Annotated in this window: 19 protein-coding genes; 6 read left to right on the top strand and 13 right to left on the bottom strand. The window is 73.3% G+C overall.

Translation table 11 applies throughout. The features are described from left to right. Positions 1-158: 158 nt before the first annotated feature. The 3 genes from ACZ3TI_RS30690 to ACZ3TI_RS30680 all read right to left on the bottom strand — a co-directional run bounded on the left by ACZ3TI_RS30690 (position 159) and on the right by ACZ3TI_RS30680 (position 2,074). The gene (locus ACZ3TI_RS30690) at positions 159-962 is read right to left on the bottom strand and encodes a DUF3710 domain-containing protein (protein ID WP_402223221.1); all 804 of its coding nucleotides are present in this window, start codon (positions 960-962) and stop codon (positions 159-161) included. 69 nt (positions 963-1,031) lie between these two features. Further along, positions 1,032-1,499 (bottom strand): dUTP diphosphatase, encoded by a 468-nt coding sequence (dut, locus tag ACZ3TI_RS30685; protein ID WP_465731904.1) that lies wholly within the window; start codon positions 1,497-1,499, stop codon positions 1,032-1,034. After that, positions 1,496-2,074, bottom strand: a complete 579-nt coding sequence (locus ACZ3TI_RS30680) for a PaaI family thioesterase (RefSeq protein WP_465731923.1) — start codon at positions 2,072-2,074, stop codon at positions 1,496-1,498. The genes dut and ACZ3TI_RS30680 overlap by 4 nt, the downstream gene beginning before the upstream one ends. A gap of 136 nt (positions 2,075-2,210) precedes the next feature. Between ACZ3TI_RS30680 and ACZ3TI_RS30675 the strand changes: the two genes are divergently transcribed. Beyond that, the gene (locus ACZ3TI_RS30675) at positions 2,211-2,660 is read left to right on the top strand and encodes a DUF3093 domain-containing protein (RefSeq protein WP_465731902.1); all 450 of its coding nucleotides are present in this window, start codon (positions 2,211-2,213) and stop codon (positions 2,658-2,660) included. 243 nt (positions 2,661-2,903) lie between these two features. On the opposite strand, the gene ACZ3TI_RS30670 is transcribed toward ACZ3TI_RS30675, so the two are convergent. From ACZ3TI_RS30670 to ACZ3TI_RS30655, 4 genes are all read right to left on the bottom strand, one after another. Next, positions 2,904-3,203, bottom strand: a complete 300-nt coding sequence (locus ACZ3TI_RS30670; RefSeq protein ID WP_189922429.1) for a DUF4193 domain-containing protein — start codon at positions 3,201-3,203, stop codon at positions 2,904-2,906. Positions 3,204-3,675: 472 nt separating this feature from the next. Next, positions 3,676-4,674 (bottom strand): acyl-ACP desaturase, encoded by a 999-nt coding sequence (locus tag ACZ3TI_RS30665; protein WP_465731900.1) that lies wholly within the window; start codon positions 4,672-4,674, stop codon positions 3,676-3,678. Between the two features lie 243 nt (positions 4,675-4,917). Then, a complete protein-coding gene (locus ACZ3TI_RS30660; RefSeq protein WP_465731898.1) occupies positions 4,918-6,219 on the bottom strand; it encodes a sensor histidine kinase in 1,302 nt (433 codons plus the stop codon). A 115-nt stretch (positions 6,220-6,334) separates the two neighbouring features. Beyond that, positions 6,335-6,988 carry a response regulator transcription factor gene (locus ACZ3TI_RS30655; RefSeq protein WP_030057689.1) on the bottom strand — a complete coding sequence of 218 codons (654 nt, stop codon included), beginning with the start codon at positions 6,986-6,988 and terminating at the stop codon, positions 6,335-6,337. A gap of 441 nt (positions 6,989-7,429) precedes the next feature. Between ACZ3TI_RS30655 and ACZ3TI_RS30650 the strand changes: the two genes are divergently transcribed. Then, positions 7,430-7,615 (top strand): hypothetical protein, encoded by a 186-nt coding sequence (locus tag ACZ3TI_RS30650; protein ID WP_030057688.1) that lies wholly within the window; start codon positions 7,430-7,432, stop codon positions 7,613-7,615. 194 nt (positions 7,616-7,809) lie between these two features. Here ACZ3TI_RS30650 and ACZ3TI_RS30645 read toward each other — a convergent pair whose 3' ends face one another. Together ACZ3TI_RS30645 and ACZ3TI_RS30640 are read right to left on the bottom strand one after the other, a co-directional pair. Next, entirely contained in the window at positions 7,810-8,628 is an 819-nt protein-coding gene (locus ACZ3TI_RS30645; RefSeq protein WP_465731895.1) for an inositol monophosphatase family protein, read from the bottom strand. Between the two features lie 32 nt (positions 8,629-8,660). Next, entirely contained in the window at positions 8,661-9,803 is a 1,143-nt protein-coding gene (locus tag ACZ3TI_RS30640) for a ferrochelatase (RefSeq protein ID WP_465731893.1), read from the bottom strand. A 128-nt stretch (positions 9,804-9,931) separates the two neighbouring features. Here ACZ3TI_RS30640 and ACZ3TI_RS30635 point away from each other — a divergent pair, with 128 nt between their 5' ends. Together ACZ3TI_RS30635 and ACZ3TI_RS30630 are read left to right on the top strand one after the other, a co-directional pair. Further along, entirely contained in the window at positions 9,932-11,188 is a 1,257-nt protein-coding gene (locus tag ACZ3TI_RS30635; protein ID WP_465731891.1) for an MFS transporter, read from the top strand. A gap of 92 nt (positions 11,189-11,280) precedes the next feature. Beyond that, positions 11,281-12,603, top strand: coding sequence for a D-arabinono-1,4-lactone oxidase (locus ACZ3TI_RS30630; protein ID WP_465731889.1), 1,323 nt, complete (start codon positions 11,281-11,283; stop codon positions 12,601-12,603). Between the two features lie 25 nt (positions 12,604-12,628). On the opposite strand, the gene ACZ3TI_RS30625 is transcribed toward ACZ3TI_RS30630, so the two are convergent. Further along, positions 12,629-13,504, bottom strand: a complete 876-nt coding sequence (locus ACZ3TI_RS30625; protein WP_465731888.1) for a hypothetical protein — start codon at positions 13,502-13,504, stop codon at positions 12,629-12,631. 517 nt (positions 13,505-14,021) lie between these two features. On the opposite strand from ACZ3TI_RS30625, the gene sepH reads away from it, so the two are divergent. Further along, positions 14,022-15,101, top strand: coding sequence for a septation protein SepH (gene sepH, locus ACZ3TI_RS30620; protein ID WP_465731886.1), 1,080 nt, complete (start codon positions 14,022-14,024; stop codon positions 15,099-15,101). Between the two features lie 69 nt (positions 15,102-15,170). Here sepH and ACZ3TI_RS30615 read toward each other — a convergent pair whose 3' ends face one another. Next, the gene (locus tag ACZ3TI_RS30615; RefSeq protein ID WP_465731884.1) at positions 15,171-16,046 is read right to left on the bottom strand and encodes a sulfurtransferase; all 876 of its coding nucleotides are present in this window, start codon (positions 16,044-16,046) and stop codon (positions 15,171-15,173) included. A 164-nt stretch (positions 16,047-16,210) separates the two neighbouring features. Between ACZ3TI_RS30615 and ACZ3TI_RS30610 the strand changes: the two genes are divergently transcribed. After that, positions 16,211-16,951 (top strand): VOC family protein, encoded by a 741-nt coding sequence (locus ACZ3TI_RS30610; RefSeq protein WP_465731921.1) that lies wholly within the window; start codon positions 16,211-16,213, stop codon positions 16,949-16,951. A 3-nt stretch (positions 16,952-16,954) separates the two neighbouring features. Here ACZ3TI_RS30610 and ACZ3TI_RS30605 read toward each other — a convergent pair whose 3' ends face one another. Together ACZ3TI_RS30605 and ACZ3TI_RS30600 are read right to left on the bottom strand one after the other, a co-directional pair. Continuing rightward, positions 16,955-17,611, bottom strand: a complete 657-nt coding sequence (locus ACZ3TI_RS30605; RefSeq protein WP_465731882.1) for a thymidine kinase — start codon at positions 17,609-17,611, stop codon at positions 16,955-16,957. Positions 17,612-17,672: 61 nt separating this feature from the next. Continuing rightward, the gene (locus ACZ3TI_RS30600; protein WP_465731880.1) at positions 17,673-18,860 is read right to left on the bottom strand and encodes an alkaline phosphatase family protein; all 1,188 of its coding nucleotides are present in this window, start codon (positions 18,858-18,860) and stop codon (positions 17,673-17,675) included. Positions 18,861-18,889: the final 29 nt, after the last annotated feature.

The following is an 18,889-nucleotide window of genomic DNA, read 5'->3' as shown; positions in this document are numbered from 1 at the left end:
GACGTTTTCCGCTCCGTTTTCCGGAACTTCATTCATCGGATTCGCTTTCCGCTTTGCCGCCCCGGTCTCCCGCGGCGACTCCGGAACTGTACGGGGACCGACCCGCCACATGCAAATCGCCTCTGCCCGGGATCCCGGGCAGAGGCGATCGGGGTCGGTCAGCGCACCTCAGTGATCTCCGGGCCGCGCGCGAACGGGTCGAGCGAGGCGCCGCCGAAGCGGCTGTCGCCCTCGCCGGCGGTAGCGGCCGCCCCGCCACCGTCGGCCACCATCTGGGCGTCCTCGGGGAGCTTCAGCACGATCGGGTCGCGGGGGGCCATCGGGGCCTCGCCGCGCACGACGACGGTCTGGCGGAAGACCTGCTCCAGGATCCCGGCCATCTCGGGCTGCACCGCAGCCTGGCCCGAGATCACACCGCGGAGGAACCAGCGCGGGCCGTCGCAGCCGACGAACCGCACCAGCTGGACACCCTGGGTGCCGTCCGGCAGCTGCACCGGGACCTGGGCGCGGAGGTGCCAGCCGAGCGGGCCCTCCTCCTCCTCGATGAGGCCGCCCTGCGAGGTGATGCCGTTGGCGATCTCCTCGCGGACCTCGCCCCAGATGCCCTCGGACTTCGGGGCCGCGAAGGCCTGGAGCTGGATGGCGCTGTTGCCAAGCACGAGGGTGGCGGCGACGATCGCGTCACCGGCGACCTCGACGCGCAGCTCCATGCCCTCGACACCGGGGACCAGCAGACCCCCGAGGTCGACTCGTCCCTCCTCGGGGTTCTCCAGCTCCGAGTGGTCCCACGGACCGTCCGGCCTGGGGGCCGGCGGCAGGCCGACCCTGTCGGCCGGGTCCAGCTCGGTCACGTTCTCGCTCTCGGCGGAACCTTCGACGTCATCGGCCGTCTCGTCGGCGCTGATGGCGTCGTCGGCGAGCTGCTCGACAGCGTCCTCGCTCTTCTGGCGACGACGGAACACGGTCACTGTCCTTCCCGGTCCAAGACCGATGCGAATACCTGCTCGGCTTCCTGCGAGGCCGCGGGAATGCTAGACCGCGGCATGGCCGCCGGTCGACCCGAACCCGCCCTCGGCGCGTGCCGACCCGGGCAGCTCCTCCACCTCGTGGAAGCGGGCCTTCTCGACCTGCTGGACGACCAGCTGGGCGATCCGGTCCCCTCGGCGGAAGCTGACTCCCTCGCGCGGGTCCAGATTGACGACGATCACCTTGATCTCTCCACGGTACCCGGCATCGACCGTCCCCGGGGCGTTCACGAGAGCAACTCCGCAACGAGCTGCCAGCCCGGACCGGGGGTGGACGAAGGCCGCGTAGCCGTCCGGCAGGGCGATGGCGATGCCGGTGGGCAGGACCACCCGCTCTCCGGGCGCCAGCTCGGCGTCGACGGTGGTGCGCAGATCGGCGCCGGCGTCCCCGGGCTGCGCGTAGGCGGGCAGCGGCAGCTCGGGGTCGATGCGCTTGATCAGGACGTCCAGCTGCGGGCGGGGGCTGTCACTCAAGGGTTCACCTCAAAGGCTCGTGCGCGCTTCATCAGGTCCGGGTCGTCGAGGACCTTCTCGATGTCCTCGGCACGACCGTGCGTGGTGAAGTGTTCCAGCTTCACCTGGATGAAGAGCGCCGTTGCCCGCACGGCGACCGGTCCGTCCGGGCCGCCGATCCGCGCCTCGGCGGCGCTGTAGATCTTCCGGCCGTGCACGCCGGTGACCCAGGCACGCAGGTGCAGCACCGTGCCGACGGGGACCGGGGAGAGGAAGTCGGTCTCCAGCCGGCCGGTCACGGCGGGGGCGTGCAGCAGCCAGTTGAGCGTCCCGAGGGTTTCGTCCATGGCTGTCGTCAGCACGCCGCCGTGGGCCAGGCCCGGGCCGCCCTGGTGGACCTCGCGGACGGTGAACTCGGCGGTGACGTCGAGTCCCTCGCCGGCGATCGCGTCGATCCGCAGGCCGCCGGGGTGCTGCGGGCCGCAGCCGAAGCAGTGCTCGTAGTGGGAGCCGAGCCGGGTCCCGGGAGCCGGTGCCTCGGGGGCGCGCGGCGGCAGGACGGCGTCCGGCGGCGGGGTGGTCGGGGTCGGCGGCATCGCGGGCGCCGGCCGGTCGGTGGGGGTGCTGGGGGCTGTCGTACCGGTCACGGCGCCCAACCCTACCCAGGGGTAGGTAGGCCCCCGGTGGGGGTGGCGTCCCGCGCCGGGCGTCAGGGCGCCCACAATGGAGGGCATGTACGACGAACGCCTCACGGTGCCGCGCTCCTGGTGGCTGCTCCCGGCCGCGGTGGGCCTCACGCTCGCGCTGATCCTGATCCGGGTCAGCGGCCCGGCCGCGCTGGTCGGGCTGGTGGTCGGGGTCGCCGCCGGCGCGCTCGCGATCAGCAGCTACGGCTCGGCCCGGATCCGCGTGGTCCAGGGCTCGCTGGTGGCCGGCCCTGCCCGGATCCCGGTGGACGCGCTCGGCACCGCGCAGGCGCTGAGCCCCGCCGAGGCGGCGGCCTGGCGCGGCCCGAAGGCCGATCCCCGCGCGTTCATGCTGCTGCGCAGCTATGTCCCGACGGCGCTGCGGGTCGAGGTGAGCGACCCGGCCGACCCGACGCCGTACCTCTATCTGTCGACCCGCTCGCCGATGAGGCTGGCGGAGGCGCTGGAGGAGGCCCGGCGCGGCGCCCGCACCTGAGGGAGCGGGCGCGCGGGCCCGGAGGGCCCCGGAGGACGGGAAAACGGAGAGGGACGGTTCCGCTGCTGCGGGACCGTCCCTACGACTTTGCGCCGGCCGACGAGTCGGCCGGCTCCGTCCTGCCGGGGCCGTCCGGACGGACGGCCCTCGGAACTGCCGTCCGGCCCCGCTGCCCGGGGCCGGAAGGAGCGGTGTGCCGGTCCCGCGGTAGCCGCGGGCACCGGGCCCTGTCCGCCGCGGTGCTCAGGCGCCGCAGTCCCGGCAGATCGGGTTGCCGTTCTTCTCGCTGTAGAGCTGGCTGCGGTGGTGCACCAGGAAGCAGCTCATGCAGGTGAACTCGTCCGCCTGCTTCGGCAGCACGCGGACGGCGAGCTCCTCGTTCGAGAGGTCGGCGCCGGGGAGCTCCATGCCCTCGGCAGCCTCGAACTCGTCGACGTCGACAGAGCTGCCGCCCTTGTCGTTCCGACGAGCCTTGAGCTCCTCGATGCTGTCCTCGTTGAGCTCGTCGTCGGTCTTGCGTGGGGTGTCGTAGTCGGTTGCCATTTTTCGCTCTCCCCCTCCGGGTTGTGCGGCGTGTGCGGTATCTCCAGCGCACGTAACGCATGGGGGGTCGGTCTTGTGCCCGACCCGAGGCGGAGATTTTGCCTTACTTCAAGCCCTGTTACTCAATCGACACTCAGCCGGGGCTCCATCGGGGTGATCCTCGGGGCTGCCGAAGGCCTCACGCTAGGCCATCGCTGACCCTCTCCGCGCCCGGCGATCCGGACACGCACAGTAAGCACCAACGGCGGGGAGTCCCGCCGAATCCCTTGCCCATCAGGGACGCTGACCGATCCGGCGGATCCGCCCGAGGGCGGAATCCGGTCACGGACGGCGATCGATACCTCCGAACGGGTGATCACTCTCCGGGGTTGCCCGAAATCGTGGAGCGACACGGTGTGAGCTTGGTCACGTTAAGAATCTTCCGGGGCAAACCACGGAAAATCCACCCACTCCGACCGCCCGGTGAAGCGCCCTACTCGGCGCTGCGCCGGGCCGCCCGGCGAGCCAGCAGCGCGGCCTGGCGCTCCTCGAACTTCCGCGCCTGGGCGTCCAGCCCGTCCAGGAACACGCCCAGCTCGTTCTGCGCCAGCACACCCTCGGGGCCGAGGCCGCTGATCTCCATCACCTTGAGGTTGCGCAGCACCGGCTGCAGCACGTCGTCGTGGTGGATGCGCAGGTTGTACACCCCGCCGAGGGCGATCTGGGCGGCGGCGCGCTCGAAGCCGGGGATCCCGTGGCCGGGCATGCGGAAGTCGGTCACCACGTCGGCGATGGCGCGCATGGCCTGGTCCGGGGCGATCTCCAGCGCGGCCCTCAGCAGGTTCCGGTAGAAGACCATGTGCAGGTTCTCGTCGTTGGCGATCTTCGCCAGGAGCTGCTCGCAGAGCGGGTCGCCGGCGTACTTGCCGGTGTTGCGGTGCGCGATGCGGGTCGCGAGCTCCTGGAAGGCCACGTACGCGACCGAGTGCAGCATGCTGTGCGCGTTGTCGGACTCGAAGCCCTCGGACATGTGGTTCATCCGGGCCCGCTCCAGCTCCACCGGGTCGACGGCCCGGGTGGCGAGCAGGTAGTCGCGGATGGCTATGCCGTGGCGCCCCTCCTCGGCCGTCCAGCGGTGCACCCAGGTGCCCCAGGCGCCCTCGCGGCCGAACATGGTCGCGATCTCGTGGTGGTAGCTGGGGAGGTTGTCCTCGGTCAGCAGGTTCACCACCAGCGACACCCGGCCCAGCGGGGTCACCTGCGACTGCTCGACCGACCAGGCCTCGCCGCCCAGGACGCCGTCGAAGTCGCGCCCCTGGCTCCACGGGACGAACTCGTGCGGCATCCACTCCTTGGCCACGCCCAGGTGGCGGTTGAGCTCCTTCTCCACGACCTCTTCGAGGGCCAGGATCAGCCGCGTGTCGGTCCAGCCGCTCGATCCGAGCGAGGGGCTGCTCTGCACGGTGCTGCTCTGCACAGGGGCGATGGTCACGGTCTTGCTCCCGGGGGACGGCACGCGCGGGGACGGGCGCGTTGGGCGGGCACGCACCGTGCGGACCCGCCGGCGGGCGCGCCGACGGATCCCACTTACGGTTGCGTAGGTTACGACACCGTAAGTTGCCCGGGCCGGAAAAGACAAGCCGCCCCCGCCAGGCCTTATGTCGTCTTGACGGGCCTGACGGGGGCGGCTGGAAACGGTCGCCCACGGAACGGGCGGTCAGCGCGGGGGTGCGCCCTACGGCGAGGGGATGCGGACCCGCATGGTGAGGCCCCCTCCGGCGCGCGGGGTGGCCTCGATGGTGCCGCCGTGGGCGCGCACCACCGAGCGGACGATGGACAGGCCGAGCCCGACCCCCTTGTCGCTGCGGGTGCGGTCGGCGCCCTTGACCCGGCGGAACGGCTCGAAGATGTGCTCCAGCTCGTACCCCGGCACCACCGGGCCGGTGTTCGAGACCACCAGCTCGCCGCCGCCCGGCACCTCCGCGGTGGCCAGCTCGACCCAGCCGCCCGCGGTGTTGTACCGGACGGCGTTCTGCAGCAGGTTGAGCGCGAGCCGCTCCAGCAGCACGCCGTTGCCCGCGACCACGGCCGGATCCAGCTTCGAGCGCAGCTCGACCTCGCGCTTGTCCGCCTCGGTCCTGGTCTGCTCCAGCGCCCGGGTGGCCACCTCGGACAGCTCCACCGGGCGGCGGTCGGTCAGCTCGTTCTCGCTGCGGGCGAGCAGCAGCAGGCCCTCGACCAGCTGCTCGCTGCGCTCGTTGGTGGCCAGCAGGGTCTTGCCCAGCTGCTGCAGGTCCGGCGAGGCGGCCGGGTCGGAGAGCTGGACCTCCAGGAGGGTGCGGTTGATCGCCAGCGGGGTGCGCAGCTCGTGCGAGGCGTTGGCGACGAAGCGGCGCTGGGAGTCGAAGGAGCGGTCCAGCCGGTCCAGCATGTCGTCGAAGGTGTCGGCGAGCTCCTTGAGCTCGTCGTCCGGCCCGTCCAGCTCGATCCGGCGGTGCAGGTCGGAGGAGGCGACGTCGCGGGCGGTGCGGGTGATCCGGCCGAGCGGGCGCAGCACCCGGCCGGCCATCGCGTAGCCGGCCGCGAAGGCGATCACGGCGAGGCAGACGAGCACGGTGAGCAGCTTGCGCAGCAGGGTGTTGAGCGCCTGGCCGGCCTGGTAGGCCTTGTAGTCGTTCAGCCACTGGTCGAGCGCGGACTGGCTGGTCAGGGTGAGGTTGTCCGGGGTCCGCACCGAGATGCCGGAGCCGTTGAGCAGCAGGTGCGGCTGGCCGACCTCCTGGAGGGCCTGCTGGACGAAGAAGTACATGACCAGCAGCAGCACCACGCCGGCCATCAGGAACATCCCGCCGTAGAGCAGGGTGAGCCGCATCCGGATGGTGGGGCGGAACGGCAGCCAGGCGAGGACGCCGTCGCCGGGGACGTAGGTCTGGTTCGAGCGGGCCGAGCGCGGGGGGTGCAGGGGCTTGGGCGGTACGGCGCGCGGGCCGCCGGCGGGCGCGCCGGAGGGCCCGCCGGCCGGGGGCGGGGTGGTCATGATCGTCCTCTCGGGGCGTCCGCCGGGGGCGGGCGCGGGGTGGTGGATTCCCGGGGGCCGGGCCGCTTCGGGGCGGGGAGTCCGCGGGCGGGTCCCTCTCAGCGGGTCCCGGTGGTCAGATCCGGTAGCCGGAGCCCGGCACGGTGACGATCACCGGCGGGTCGCCGAGCTTGCGGCGCAGCGTCATCACGGTGACGCGCACGACGTTGGTGAACGGGTCGGTGTGCTCGTCCCAGGCCTTCTCGAGGAGCTGCTCGGCGGAGACGACGGCGCCGCCGGCCCGCATCAGCACCTCCAGGACGGCGAACTCCTTGGGGGCGAGCTGGACGGTGCGTCCGTCGCGGATCACCTCGCGCCGGCCGGGGTCGAGCGAGATGCCGGCGCGCTCCAGCACCGGGGGCAGCGGGATGGTCGCGCGGCGGCCCAGCGCCCTTACCCGGGCGACGAGTTCGCTGAAGGCGAACGGCTTCGGAAGGTAGTCGTCCGCGCCGATCTCCAGGCCCTCGACCCGGTCGCTGATGTCGCCGGAGGCGGTCAGCATGATCACCCTGGTCGCCAGGCCCTGCTCGACCACCTTGCGGCAGACGTCGTCGCCGTGGACCAGCGGGAGGTCGCGGTCCAGGACCACCACGTCGTAGTCGTTGACCGCGATGCGCTGGAGCGCGGCCTCCCCGTCGTACACCACGTCGACGGCCATCGCCTCGCGGCGCAGGCCGGTCGCGACGGCCTCGGCAAGCAGCTGCTCGTCCTCGACGACGAGAACCCGCACGGTCGTTGTCCCTTCTCCAGGCCGGCCCCGGAAGCGGACGCACGGCTCCGACGGTGCCTCCATCCTGCCTGGTCCTGCGGTAAAGCAGCGATAAGCTGCCCCTCGGGCACGGGCCCCGGGTCCGCGGCGGTGACCGTTCGTGTCGGTAGCACTCCGCTTGGACTGTGACACCGGCAACTTTCTTCCGCCGGGAGGTTTCCCCGCCCCCTCTGCGGGGAGGACAGCTGCACACCCGCGATCTGGCTCTTGGCCGGTCGCACCCACCCGCCGTGCGTTCATCCGCGCCGGCCCTGGGGCTGGGACATCACCGGGAGCGGCCGAAGGCCGTCTCCGCGCCCGACCGGATCTTCACCGACTGCCGGCCGGGGCGCTTTCACCGGCTGGACCTCCTCGGGGCGGAGACGCACGACCGTGCACGTCCGACACAGTAAGGGGGCCCGTATGGACGCCTTCAAGGCCGGAATCCTGCAGCGCATAGCCAACGCCGAGCAGGACCTGCACCGCGCGATCGAGGCCGGGGACGAGTTCCTCGCCGAGGTGGAGCAGTCCGAGCTGGACGACCTCCGCCGACTCGCCGCCGAACACGGCGTGGACACGGTGCTGGAGCGCCACCGCACCGCTGCCTAACCCGTTCGGCACTTCCGACCCGTCGCCGGAACTCCGGCACCTGCGGCCCTGCGGGGGCCGTGCGAAACCCCAAGCCCTGGCATCCCCTGTATGCCAGGGCTCTTCGCACGTCCGGAACCGGGTGGTCCGGAGCAGAGCGCTCCGGGCCTTCCGGTTCCGGTCGGTTGCGGTCGGCTCCGGGCAGCCGCAGCCGGTCAGTCCGCCCAGGCCCGCAGTGCGGCCAGGCGCTCCTGCAGCGGCTCGTACACGCCCGGGGCCGCGGCCACGGTCAGCTCGCGGTCCGGGCCGTGCCCGGGGCGGCCGCCGGTCAGGGCGCCGGCCTCGGCGGCGACCAGGCAGCCGGCCGCGCGGTCCCAGGGGGCGAGGCCGCGCTCGTAGTAGCCGTCCAGCCGCCCGGCGGCGACGTCGCACAGGTCGACCGCGGCCGCCCCGCCCCGGCGGATGTCCCGCACCTCGGGCATCAGCGCCAGCAGCACCTCCGCCTGGCGCACCCGCACCGACTGGACGTAGTTGAAGCCGGTGGCGATCAGCGCCTGACCCCAGGGCGGCGCCGGGCGGGCCGAGATCGGCCGCCCGTTCAGCCGGGCACCGCAGCCCAGCACGGCGTGGAACAGCTCGTCGCGCGCCGGGGCGTACACCACTCCGACGACCGCCCGGCCGTCCACCTCGGCGGCCACGCTGACCGCCCAGGAGGGCAGCCCGTACAGGTAGTTGACCGTGCCGTCGAGCGGGTCCACGACCCAGCGGACCCCGCTGGTGCCGGGCCGCTCGGTGCCCTCCTCGCCGAGGTAGCCGTCCGCCGGGCGGCGGTCGGTGATCAGCTCCAGCACGAGCTTCTCGGAGGCGAGGTCCATCTCGGTGACCACGTCGACCGGGCTGCTCTTGGTGCCGGCCACGCCGAGCTCGGCGGGGCGGCCGTCGCGCAGCAGGGCGCCGGCCTGCCGGGCCGCGTCCAGGGCGACCTCCAGGAGGTCGTCGAGGAGCCGGTCGTCGGGCTGGGCGGGGGCGGTCACGGAAATCTCCTCCGGACGTGGTCGGTGGACGGTCAGCGCTCGGCGGCGGCCGGGCGCGGGGCGCGCGGGTTGGGGCAGCAGGCCACCGCGCACACGTCGTGGCTGGGGCCGAGGGCGCCGAGGGCGCAGCGGGTCACCTGCTCGCCGCGCTCGGTGGCGGCCCGCTCCAGGACCAGCTCGCGCACGGCGGCGGTGAACCGGGGGTCGGCGCCGACGGTGGCGGCACGGGCCACCGGCAGGCCGAGCTCGGCGGCCTTGGCGACGGCCTCGGTGTCGAGGTCGTACTTGACCTCCATGTGGTCGGAGACGAAGCCGATCGGGACCATCACCACGGCGGGCGCGCCCTCGGCGTGCTGCGACTCCAGGTGGTCGCAGATGTCGGGTTCCAGCCACGGCGTGTGCGGGGCTCCGCTGCGGCTCTGGAACACCAGCTCCCAGGGCCGGTCGGCGACGCCGGTGCGCTCGGCGAGGGCCGCGACGATCAGCCGGGCCACGTCCAGGTGCTGGGCGACGTAGGCGCCGCCCGGTGTGCCGCGGGCCGGGTCGTCCGGGGCGCCGGAGGTCTCGGCCATGGTGTCCGGGATGGAGTGGGTGGTGAACGCCAGCCGGGCGCCGTCCCGGACGTCCTCGGGCAGCTCCGCCAGCGCGGCCACGGTGGCGTCGATCATCGGCTCGACGAAGCCGGGGTGGTTGTAGAAGTGCCGCAGCTTGTCGACCCGCAGGGCGGGCAGGCCCTCCTCGGCCAGGGCGGCCAGGGCGTCGGCGAGGTTCTCCCGGTACTGGCGACAGCCCGAGTAGCCGGCGTACGCGCTGGTGGCGAGCACGGCGATCCGGCGGTGTCCGTCGGCGGCCAGTTCCCGCAGGGTGTCCACCAGGTAGGGCGCCCAGTTCCGGTTGCCCCAGTAGACCGGCAAGTCCAGACCGTGCTCGGCGAAGTCCTTGCGCAGCGCGGCGAGCAGCTCGCGGTTCTGCTCGTTGATCGGGCTGACCCCGCCGAACATGAAGTAGTGCTTGCCGACCTCCTTCAGCCGCTCCTTGGGGATCCCGCGGCCGCGGGTGACGTTCTCCAGGAACGGGACGACCTCCTCGGGGCCCTCGGGCCCGCCGAAGGACAGGAGCAGCAGGGCGTCGTACGGAGCGGCGCCGGAGGGGGAGGGTTTGCGCGCGTCGGACATGGCACCGATCCTGCCACTGAGGGGTCCGATGCCGTCGCCGGGGCCGCGCCGGTGTCCGGAAAATACCGTTTGCCAACCTACGTAAGCTGTGTTGGCCAGCCTCATTCCTTACCCCACGGAGATCCCCCGTGCTGTCCAGCTACCGCCGGATATTCGCCGCCCCCGGCACTCTGGCCTTCTCCTCCGCCGGGTTCATAGCCCGCCTGCCGATCTCCATGGCCGGCATCGGCATCGTGACGATGCTCTCCCAGCTGACCGGGTCGTACGGGCTGGCGGGCGCGGTCTCCGCGACGATGGCCATCGCCGCCGCGGCACTGGGCCCGGCGGTCTCCTGGCTGGTCGACCGCCGCGGGCAGCGCCGCGTCGCCCTGCCGGCCACCGCGCTCGCCGTCGCCGCCGCGATCGGGCTCCTGCTCTGCGCCCACTTCCACGCGCCGTCCTGGACGCTCTTCCTGTTCGCCATCGGCCTCGGCGTCATGCCCAGCGCCGGCGCCATGGTCCGCGCCCGCTGGGCCCACCTCTACCGCGACGACGCCGTCAAGCTGCACACCGCGTACTCCTTCGAGGCCGTCGTCGACGAGGTCTGCTTCATCGTCGGTCCGATCCTCTCCATCGGCCTCGCCACCAACGCCTTCCCCGAGTCCGGCGTGCTGGTGGCCGTGATCGCGCTCGCCGTCGGCATCGTCCTGTTCACCGCCCAGCGCCGCACCGAGCCGCCGGTCCACCCGGCCTCGGCCCACGGCGGCGGCAGCGCCATCCTCAACGGCGGCCTGGTCGTACTGGTGCTGACCTTCGTCGCCACCGGCGCGATCTTCGGCTCGGTCGAGATCGTCACCGTCGCCTTCGCCGACGCCCAGGGGCACAAGGGGCTCTCCAGCGTCGTCCTCGCGGTCTGGGCGTTCGGCTCCGGCCTGGCCGGCGTCGTCTACGGAGCGCTCAAGCTCCGGAGTCCGCTGTCCACCCGCTTCTTCGTCGGCGTGGTGATGATGGCGCTCAGCATGATCCCCATCCTGCTCGTCGCCTCCACCGTGCACGGCATCGGCGGGCTGGTCGCGGCCGGCGTCGCCCTGCTGGTCGCCGGCGTCGCCATCTCCCCCACCCTGATCTCCGCGATGGCCCTGGTCGAACGGCTCGTCCCGGCCGCCAAGCTCACCGAGGGCATGGCCTGGACCACCACCGGGCTCGCCCTCGGCGTGGCCTTCGGCTCCTCGGCGGGCGGCTGGGTGGTCGACGCCTCCGGCGCCGCGGCAGGCTACTGGGTCCCGCTGACCGCCGGCGCACTCGGGGTGCTCGTCGCCCTGACCGGACTCCGCCGCCTGCGCGCCGGAGTCGCGGCGAACGAGCCCGCCGAGGCGGTCGATCGACCCATAGACGTCGAACGGTGAACTGACTAATCTCTCGCCCTACCCACGGGTAGGGCGAGAGCCCTGTCCGGACCGCGCCGACCCCGTTCGGCCACCGAGCAGGAGGCAGCGCAATGCCCCAGGCCAGTACCGCGACCCGCACCCGGTGGACCAACTGGGCCGGCAACCAGAGCGCCGAGCCCGCCCGGGCCGCCGCCCCCGGTACCGCGGAGGAACTGGCCAAGGAGATCCTGCGCGCCGCCGAGCAGGGCCGCACCGTCAAGGCCGTCGGCTCCGGCCACTCCTTCACCTCGATCGCCTCCGCCGGCGACGGCGTCCAGATCCGCCCGCACGCACTGACCGCCGTCCGCGGGATCGACCGCGAGGCCGGCACCGTCACCGTCGAGTCCGGCCTCCCGCTGCACCGCCTCAACCGGGTCCTCGCCGCCGATGGCCTCTCGCTCACCAACATGGGCGACATCGAGGTCCAGACCGTCGCCGGCGCCACCAGCACCGGCACCCACGGCACCGGCCGCGACTCCGGCTCGCTCGCCGCCCAGATCCGCGCCCTGGAGATCGTCCTCGCCGACGGTTCCGTCCGGCGCTGCTCCCCCACCGAGAACCCCCGGCTCTTCCAGGGCGCCCGGCTCGGCCTCGGCGCCCTCGGCGTGATCACCGCGCTCACCTTCGGCGTCGAGCCGGCCTTCCTGCTCACCGCGCACGAGCAGCCGATGGCCTTCGACGAAGTGCTGGAGCGCCTCGACGACCTCACCGCCGTCAACGAGCACTTCGAGTTCTACTGGTTCCCGCACACCGACCGCTGCTCCACCAAGCGCAACAACCGCAGCCAGGGCCCGGCCGCTCCACTGCCCCGGTTCAAGGAGTGGCTGGAGGACGACTTCCTCTCGAACACGGTCTGGGAGGGCGTCTGCCGGGTCGGCCGGCGCTTCCCCGGCTCGATCCCTTCGATCGCCTCGCTGGCCAGCCGCGCCTGGTCCGAGCGCAGCTTCACCGACACCGCGTACCGGGTGTTCACCAGCCCGCGCAGGGTCCGCTTCGTCGAGATGGAGTACGCGGTGCCGCGCGAGGCCGTCGGCGGGGTGCTGCGCGAGCTGAAGGCCATGGTCGAACGCTCCGACTGGAAGGTCAGCTTCCCGGTCGAGGTGCGCTTCGCCCCCGCCGACGACCTCTGGCTCTCCACCGCCTCCGGCCGGGACAGCGCCTACATCGCCGTCCACCTCTACCGGGGCACCGCCGACCAGGGCTACTTCACCGGCGTCGAACAGCTCATGACCGCCCATCAGGGCCGCCCCCACTGGGGCAAGCTGCACACCCGCGACGCCGAGTACCTGGCCGGCGTCTACCCGCACTTCGGCGACTTCACCGCCCTGCGCGACGAGGTCGACCCGCAGCGGGTCTTCGGCAACGACTACCTGCGCCGGGTGCTGGGCGCCTAGTGCGCAGCCGTTCGCAGCCGTCCCGTCAGTTCGCCGGGGTACCGGCGGCCGGCGGCGGGGTCGCCGTCGCGCCGGCCGGCTCGTCTCCGGGCACCGGCGGCGGGGTCGTGGCCTCACCGGTGGGCTTCCCGCCGCCCGCCGACGGGGAGGCGCCGGCCGACGGGCTCGCGCTCGGGCTCGCCGAGGGCGAGGCCGTCCCCGCGCCGGTACCGGTACTCGGGGTGGCGGTCGGCTCCCGGCTCGGCCTCGTCGTCGCCGGGGCCGAGGCGCCGCCCGACGGCGTGGCGTCCGAGCCCTGTCCGCCGCCCGGGCCCGGCCCCTCCGGCGGGGCGTCCTGCGGCCGGGAGGATTTCGGCGCCACCGAACCGCCGAAGGAGGTGCCGTTGCCGGACTCGCCCTTCACCGTCGCCGACACCGGCTGCCCGGTGGCCAGTTCGAAGGCCACGATCGGCGTCATCGCCAGCACGAACACCAGCCCGGACACCACCGCGTAGGACTTCCAGGTCCACCGCCGGCGCGCCCGCACCACCTGCGGCTCGTTCCACTCCGCGGTGACCACCGACTGCTGCGCGGGCAGTTCGGACACGTCGGGCCGCTCGGACCGGTCCGCCTCCACCGGCACCTGGCGCAGCGCGTTCGCCGTCTGGTTGGGCCCCCGGTCCACCGCCTCGCGCAGCTGTTCGCCGGTCCGCTTGAAGAGGTGCTGGAACACCGCGCCACCCGTGGTGGCCCCGACGCTCACCACCGCGGCGCCCATGATCGTTCCGTACACGCCCAGTTCGGAGGCCAACAGCGCGCCGACCACGGCGGCCAGCGCGCTCGCCACGACCTGAGCCACACTCAGATCGATCCGCTTGCGCTCCTCCTTGCCGCCCTCCTCGGCGGGGCTCCGTTCCGGCATCAACATCCCTCGGTCCGTACGACTGTTCTTCGAACAAGACACCCCATCTTGCCCGAAGAAGGACACAAGGGGCGAAAATGCGGTTCTGCGCGCCCGGATTGTGTGAAGATGATCACCGTTCACTCGCCCGTGATCCGCCATCCGGGGCGCGCGCTCTTGAGATTCCCGTGAATCGCGGGAGACTTGAGCGGCGAGCCGCCCCTTTGGGTGCCACGAATGGAGTACTGTTCGTAAAGCCTGAGCCTTGGGTCGACTTGTCGACTGTGCCTACACCGGCAGCTTGACGAGGAGCCACGGAACGGGCACGCACGGCGACGCCGGTCCCGGATCGTCGCGAACACTCCGCGTGCGAGGACGGCCGGGACACCCAGGCGCGACGTCGACCGATGACGTGGCAAAAAGGCAACCGTGCCACAGCGGCGTGCCCGGGCGTAAGCCCGACACGCCGGGGAACTCAGCAAGGTTGTGGCCAGTCGCGAGCGGGCAGGCCACACTCAGTACGGGAGCAGCGACGCAGGTGACGTCGGCAGGCACCACCCGGGAGGTAACCGTGCCCGAACTGCGGGTTGTGGCCGTCAGCAACGACGGCACACGGCTGGTGCTCAAGGCTGCCGACAGCACGGAGTACACCCTCCCCATCGACGAGCGGCTGCGCGCCGCCATCCGCGGCGACCGGCCGCGCCTCGGCCAGATCGAGATCGAGGTCGAGAGCCACCTCCGCCCCCGGGACATCCAGGCCCGGATACGAGCCGGTGCCTCCGCCGAGGAGGTCGCCCAGGCCGCCGGGATCTCCGTCGACCGCGTCCGCCGCTTCGAGGGCCCGGTCCTCGCCGAGCGCGCCTTCATGGCCGAGCGCGCCCGCAAGACCGCCATCCGCCGCAACGGGGAGTCCACCGGCCCGCAGCTCGGCGAGGCCGTCGCCGAGCGGCTCGCGCTGCGCGGTGCCGAGAAGGACACCGAGCGCTGGGACTCCTGGCGCCGCGACGACGGCACCTGGGAGGTCATCCTCTCCTACCGGGCCGACGGCGAGGGGCGCAGCGCCTCCTGGACGTACGACCCGCCGCGGCGCCTGGTCCAGCCCAACGACGACGAGGCCCGCGCGCTGATCGGCGAGAACGTCGAGCGCGAGGAGGAGTCGGTCTTCCCGTTCATCCCGCGGATCGCCCGGCTCCCCCAGGACCGGCCGCCCCGCCCGATGATCGACCGGCCCTCCGCCGACCGCATCATGTCGGCCCGCGAGGTCCGCGAGTCGCGGGAGGCCACCGCCGAGTCCCGGGACTCGCTGACCAGCCTGCTCGACGTGGTCCCCGCCTTCCGCGGCGACCTCGCCGTGGGCAGCCCCACCCCGATCGAGCCGGTGCCCGCCGAGGTCGCCGAGGAGAGCGAGGAGCCGGCCGCGGCCGCCGCGCCGGCCGTCGGCGCGGGCTCGGCCTACGCCGACATCCTGATGCCGCGCGCCGTCGCCCCGCACCGGGAGCGCCTGGTCGGCACCACCGACCGCCAGGCCGAGGCGGACGGCGTCCGGCCCGGGCGCCGGGCCACCGTTCCCAGCTGGGACGAGATCGTCTTCGGCAGTCGGCGCAAGAAGCAGGAGTAGCGGACAGCACAGGGTGAAGGGGCGGGAGGCCGGGCCTCCCGCCCCTTCACCCTGTCTCGACGCCGCGTCTCAGCCCGGCTGGTCGGTGACCGCCACCGGGCGGCCGCCGTCGCTCGACCACTCGCTCCACGATCCCGGGTACAGCGTGGCCGACAGGCCCGCCACCTCCAGCGCCAGGATCTGGTGCGCCGCCGTCACCCCCGACCCGCAGTACACCGCGGTCTCCCGCTCCCCCGCGCCCAGCTCCCGGAAGCGGGCCGCCAGCTCGGCGGACGGGCGGAAGCGCCCGTCCGGGCCCACGTTCTCGGTCGTCGGCGCCGACACCGCGCCCGGGATGTGCCCGGCCCGCGGGTCCACCGGCTCGGTCTCGCCCCGGTAGCGCTCCCCCGACCGGGCGTCCAGCAGCAGCGCGTTCCGGGCCCACGCCGCGGCACCGTCCGCGTCCACCGTCGGCAGCTGCCCCGGCACCGGCTCGAAGTCGCCCTCCGCGGGCTCCGGCACCTCGGCCGTCACCGGCAGCCCGGCCGCCTGCCAGGCCGCGAACCCGCCGTCCAGCACCCGGACGTCCCGGTGCCCGGCCCAGCGCAGCAGCCACCAGGCGCGGGCGGCCGCCATCGACGCCGCGCCGTCGTACACCACGACCGGGCGCTCGGTGCTCACCCCGAAGCCGCGCATCGCCGCGCCGAACTCCTTCGGGTCGGGCAGCGGGTGGCGCCCACCCCGGCCGGGGGCGCCGGGCGGGGCCGCGAGGTCCCGGTCCAGCTCGACGAAGCGGGCACCGGGCAGGTGCCCGGCCCGGTACTCCTCGGCCGCGGTCGGGCCGCCCGGCGCGGCGCCGACCAGCTGGTAGCGGACATCCAGCAGCACCGGCGGGCGCGCGGAGGCGAGCGCCTCCCGCAGCTCGGCCGCGGAGATCAGCGGGGAACCCTCGTTGTAGGTGGTCATGGCCGCCATTGTCGCGCAGCACGCCCGACCCGCCGCTCTTTGTGCTGACTTTGCCGGACTTTCCGCGCGGCCCGAGGGTTGGGCGCCCGTCAGGGTGGAAGCATCACCCTCGCGCCCGGGGTTCCGTGCGCCAACCACCCACGAGGAGGCCCGCATTGCCCGCGGTGGAACTCCGACTGGCCCAGGGCACGCCCTGCTGGGTCAGCCTGCTGACCGACGACCTGGCCGGCGCCCGCGCCTTCTACGGCGAACTGCTCGGCTGGACGTACACCCCGGGGCCCGGCCAGCTCGGCGACTACGTCCGGGCCGAACTCGACGGGGCGCCGGTGGCCGGCCTCGGCGTCTCCACCGCCACCGGCTTCCCGGTGCAGTGGACCACCTACTTCGCCGTGGACGACGCCGACCGCACCACCCAGCTGGTCCGCGAGTGCGGCGGCACCGTCGCCGTCGGGCCGCTGCAGGCCGAGCGCGCCGGACGGATGGCCATCGCCTCCGACGTCTCCGGCGCCGTCTTCGGCCTCTGGCAGGGCGAGGAGCACCTCGGCCGGGAGGCCGGCACCGAGCCCGGCGAGCCGGCCTGGGCCGAACTGCTCACCCCCGACACGGAGGGCGCCGCCGTCTTCTACGCCGCCGTGCTCGACCGCACGGTACGGCCCGACGCGGACGAGAGCTCACTGCTCGTGCGCGGTCGTCCGGTCGCCGGCATCCGGCACCGCGCCGACCTGCGCGACCACCCGCCGCGCTGGCGCACCCACTTCGCCGTCCGGGACGCCGCCCTGACCGCCCGTCACGCGGTGGAACTCGGCGGCCGGATCCTGGTCGAGCCGCACGAGACCGCCCACGGCCGCGCCGCGAGGCTGGCCGACCCGCAGGGCGGGCACTTCTCGGTCCTGCAGGTCTCGTAGGACCTACGCCTGCTGCTCCTCGAAGGGCAGCACGTCCGGGGAGAGCACCGAGACGCGGGCCGTCGCCGAGGTCAGTCGGCGGCGGTGGTGGCGGCGGCACAGCACCTCGTAGCCGACCTCGTCGTCGCTCACCGAGATGTCGCCGATCACCACCTGGGCGCCCTCGACCACCATCACCCCGCCGACCGTACGGGCGTTGTGGGTCGCCCGCGCCCCGCACCAGCAGAGCGCCTCGACCTGCAGCACCTCCACCCGGTCGGCGAGTTCGATCAGCCGCTGCGAGCCGGGGAACAGCCGGGTGCGGAAGTCGGTGGTGATGCCGAAGGTGTAGACGTCGATGTCCAGCTCGTCCACCACCCGGGCGAGCTGGTCGACCTGCTCGGCGGAGAAGAACTGCGCCTCGTCGCAGATCAGGTAGTCCACCCGGCCGCCCGCGGAGAGCCGGTGCACCACGTGCGCGTGGAAGTCGAAGTCGTCCGTCACCTCGACCGCCTCGGCCTGCAGGCCCAGTCGGCTGGAGATCGTCGCGGCGCCCGCCCGGTCGTTGCGGGTGAGGATGATTCCCTGCCGGCCGCGCGCGGAGTGGTTGTGGTCCATCTGCAGCGCCAGCGTCGACTTGCCGCAGTCCATCGTGCCCGAGAAGAACACCAGTTCAGCCATGGGTGGAGCGGAGGCCTTTCAAATCAAGGGAGTTCGGGCACAGAAGAGTCAAGGGAGCGGCTCAGCCGCGGACTTCGAGCAGCGGCACGAACTGCTCGACCGGGGTCATCGAGCCGTGCAGGCCGATCATCGCGGATTCCCCGGGCTCGTTGCGGGAGGCGACGATCGCGATGTCGTCGCGCGCCGCGGCGACCACGTCGCCGATCCGGCCGTACACCCGCTCGTCCACGGTCGGACCGAACCAGCCCGCCTCGATCGCCTGGTCCCGGGTGGCGACCCACATCCGGTCGCCCAGCACCTCGCTCCAGACCGTGTGCACGTCGGCCGCGGCCCCCGGCACCGCGTACACGTGCCGGGCCCGGCCCTCGCCGCCGAGCAGGGCCACGCCGGCGCCCAGCTCCCAGTCCTCGTCGAAGTCGATCCGGTCCTCCGGCGCGATGTCGATCATGCCGTGGTCGGCCGTCACGTACATCGCCGAGCGCGGCGGCAACTGCTCGGCGAGCCTGCGGGCCAGCCGGTCCACCGCGTCCAGGGTCATCCGCCACTCGTCGGAGTCCACGCCGAAGCGGTGGCCGGCACCGTCCAGCTCGCTGACGTAGGTGTACACCAGCGCCCGGTCGTGCTCCGCCAGCCAGGCGGCCGCCTGGTCCATCCGCTCCTCGCCGGTGGTGCGGCCGAGGAAGGTGCCGCCCGACAGCGCCACCCTGGTCAGCGGGGTCTGGGCGAACAGCGGGGAGGAGATCTGCGCGGTCGCCACCCCGGCCTGGTGGGTCCGCTCGAAGACCGTCGGGTACGGCTGCCAGGCGTGCGGCTCGGTCGGCGGCTGCCAGCGCAGCTGGTTCATCAGGTAGCCGGCGCCCGGCACCGCCACCGTGTACCCGGCCAGGCCGTGCAGGCCCGGCGGCGTCCCGGTGCCGACCGAGGCCAGCGAGGTCGCCGTGGTGGACGGGAAGCCCGCGGTCAGCGGGCGGCCGCTGCCGCCCAGCGAGCTCCCGGCCAGCGAGGACAGGAACGGCGCGTACTCGGGGTGGCGCAGCAGCAGCTCCCAGCCCAGGCCGTCCACCAGGAACACCACCACCCGGTCCGCCGGGGCGATCGGCAGCGTCGCGGTGAAGCCGGGGACGCCGAGCCCCGCCGCCACGGAGGGCAGCAGGTCGCACAGCGAACCGCTGCCGTACGGGGGCGCGGGGGCCGCGGCCGGGTCAAGGATCTCGAAGGCGTCGTAGCCGTCGGCAGGAACGAAGGACATGGAACCGGATTCGTAGCGGTCGGTGGCGG

Source organism: Kitasatospora sp. NPDC023120, assembly GCF_055560835.1.
Note: the sequence above shows the minus strand (reverse complement) of the source record. Positions and strands in the feature narration are given on the sequence as shown.

What these genes read in the sequence shown, in the direction of transcription:
- ACZ3TI_RS30680 (WP_465731923.1), bottom strand. Translation starts at nt 2,074, where the DNA reads ATGCCGCCGACCCCGACCACCCCGCCGCCGGACGCCGTCCTGCCGCCG.
- ACZ3TI_RS30675 (WP_465731902.1), top strand. Translation starts at nt 2,211, where the DNA reads ATGTACGACGAACGCCTCACGGTGCCGCGCTCCTGGTGGCTGCTCCCG.
- ACZ3TI_RS30670 (WP_189922429.1), bottom strand. Translation starts at nt 3,203, where the DNA reads ATGGCAACCGACTACGACACCCCACGCAAGACCGACGACGAGCTCAAC.
- ACZ3TI_RS30660 (WP_465731898.1), bottom strand. Translation starts at nt 6,219, where the DNA reads ATGACCACCCCGCCCCCGGCCGGCGGGCCCTCCGGCGCGCCCGCCGGC.
- ACZ3TI_RS30650 (WP_030057688.1), top strand. Translation starts at nt 7,430, where the DNA reads ATGGACGCCTTCAAGGCCGGAATCCTGCAGCGCATAGCCAACGCCGAG.
- ACZ3TI_RS30640 (WP_465731893.1), bottom strand. Translation starts at nt 9,803, where the DNA reads ATGTCCGACGCGCGCAAACCCTCCCCCTCCGGCGCCGCTCCGTACGAC.
- ACZ3TI_RS30630 (WP_465731889.1), top strand. Translation starts at nt 11,281, where the DNA reads ATGCCCCAGGCCAGTACCGCGACCCGCACCCGGTGGACCAACTGGGCC.
- ACZ3TI_RS30625 (WP_465731888.1), bottom strand. Translation starts at nt 13,504, where the DNA reads ATGCCGGAACGGAGCCCCGCCGAGGAGGGCGGCAAGGAGGAGCGCAAG.
- ACZ3TI_RS30615 (WP_465731884.1), bottom strand. Translation starts at nt 16,046, where the DNA reads ATGACCACCTACAACGAGGGTTCCCCGCTGATCTCCGCGGCCGAGCTG.
- ACZ3TI_RS30605 (WP_465731882.1), bottom strand. Translation starts at nt 17,611, where the DNA reads ATGGCTGAACTGGTGTTCTTCTCGGGCACGATGGACTGCGGCAAGTCG.
- ACZ3TI_RS30600 (WP_465731880.1), bottom strand. Translation starts at nt 18,860, where the DNA reads ATGTCCTTCGTTCCTGCCGACGGCTACGACGCCTTCGAGATCCTTGAC.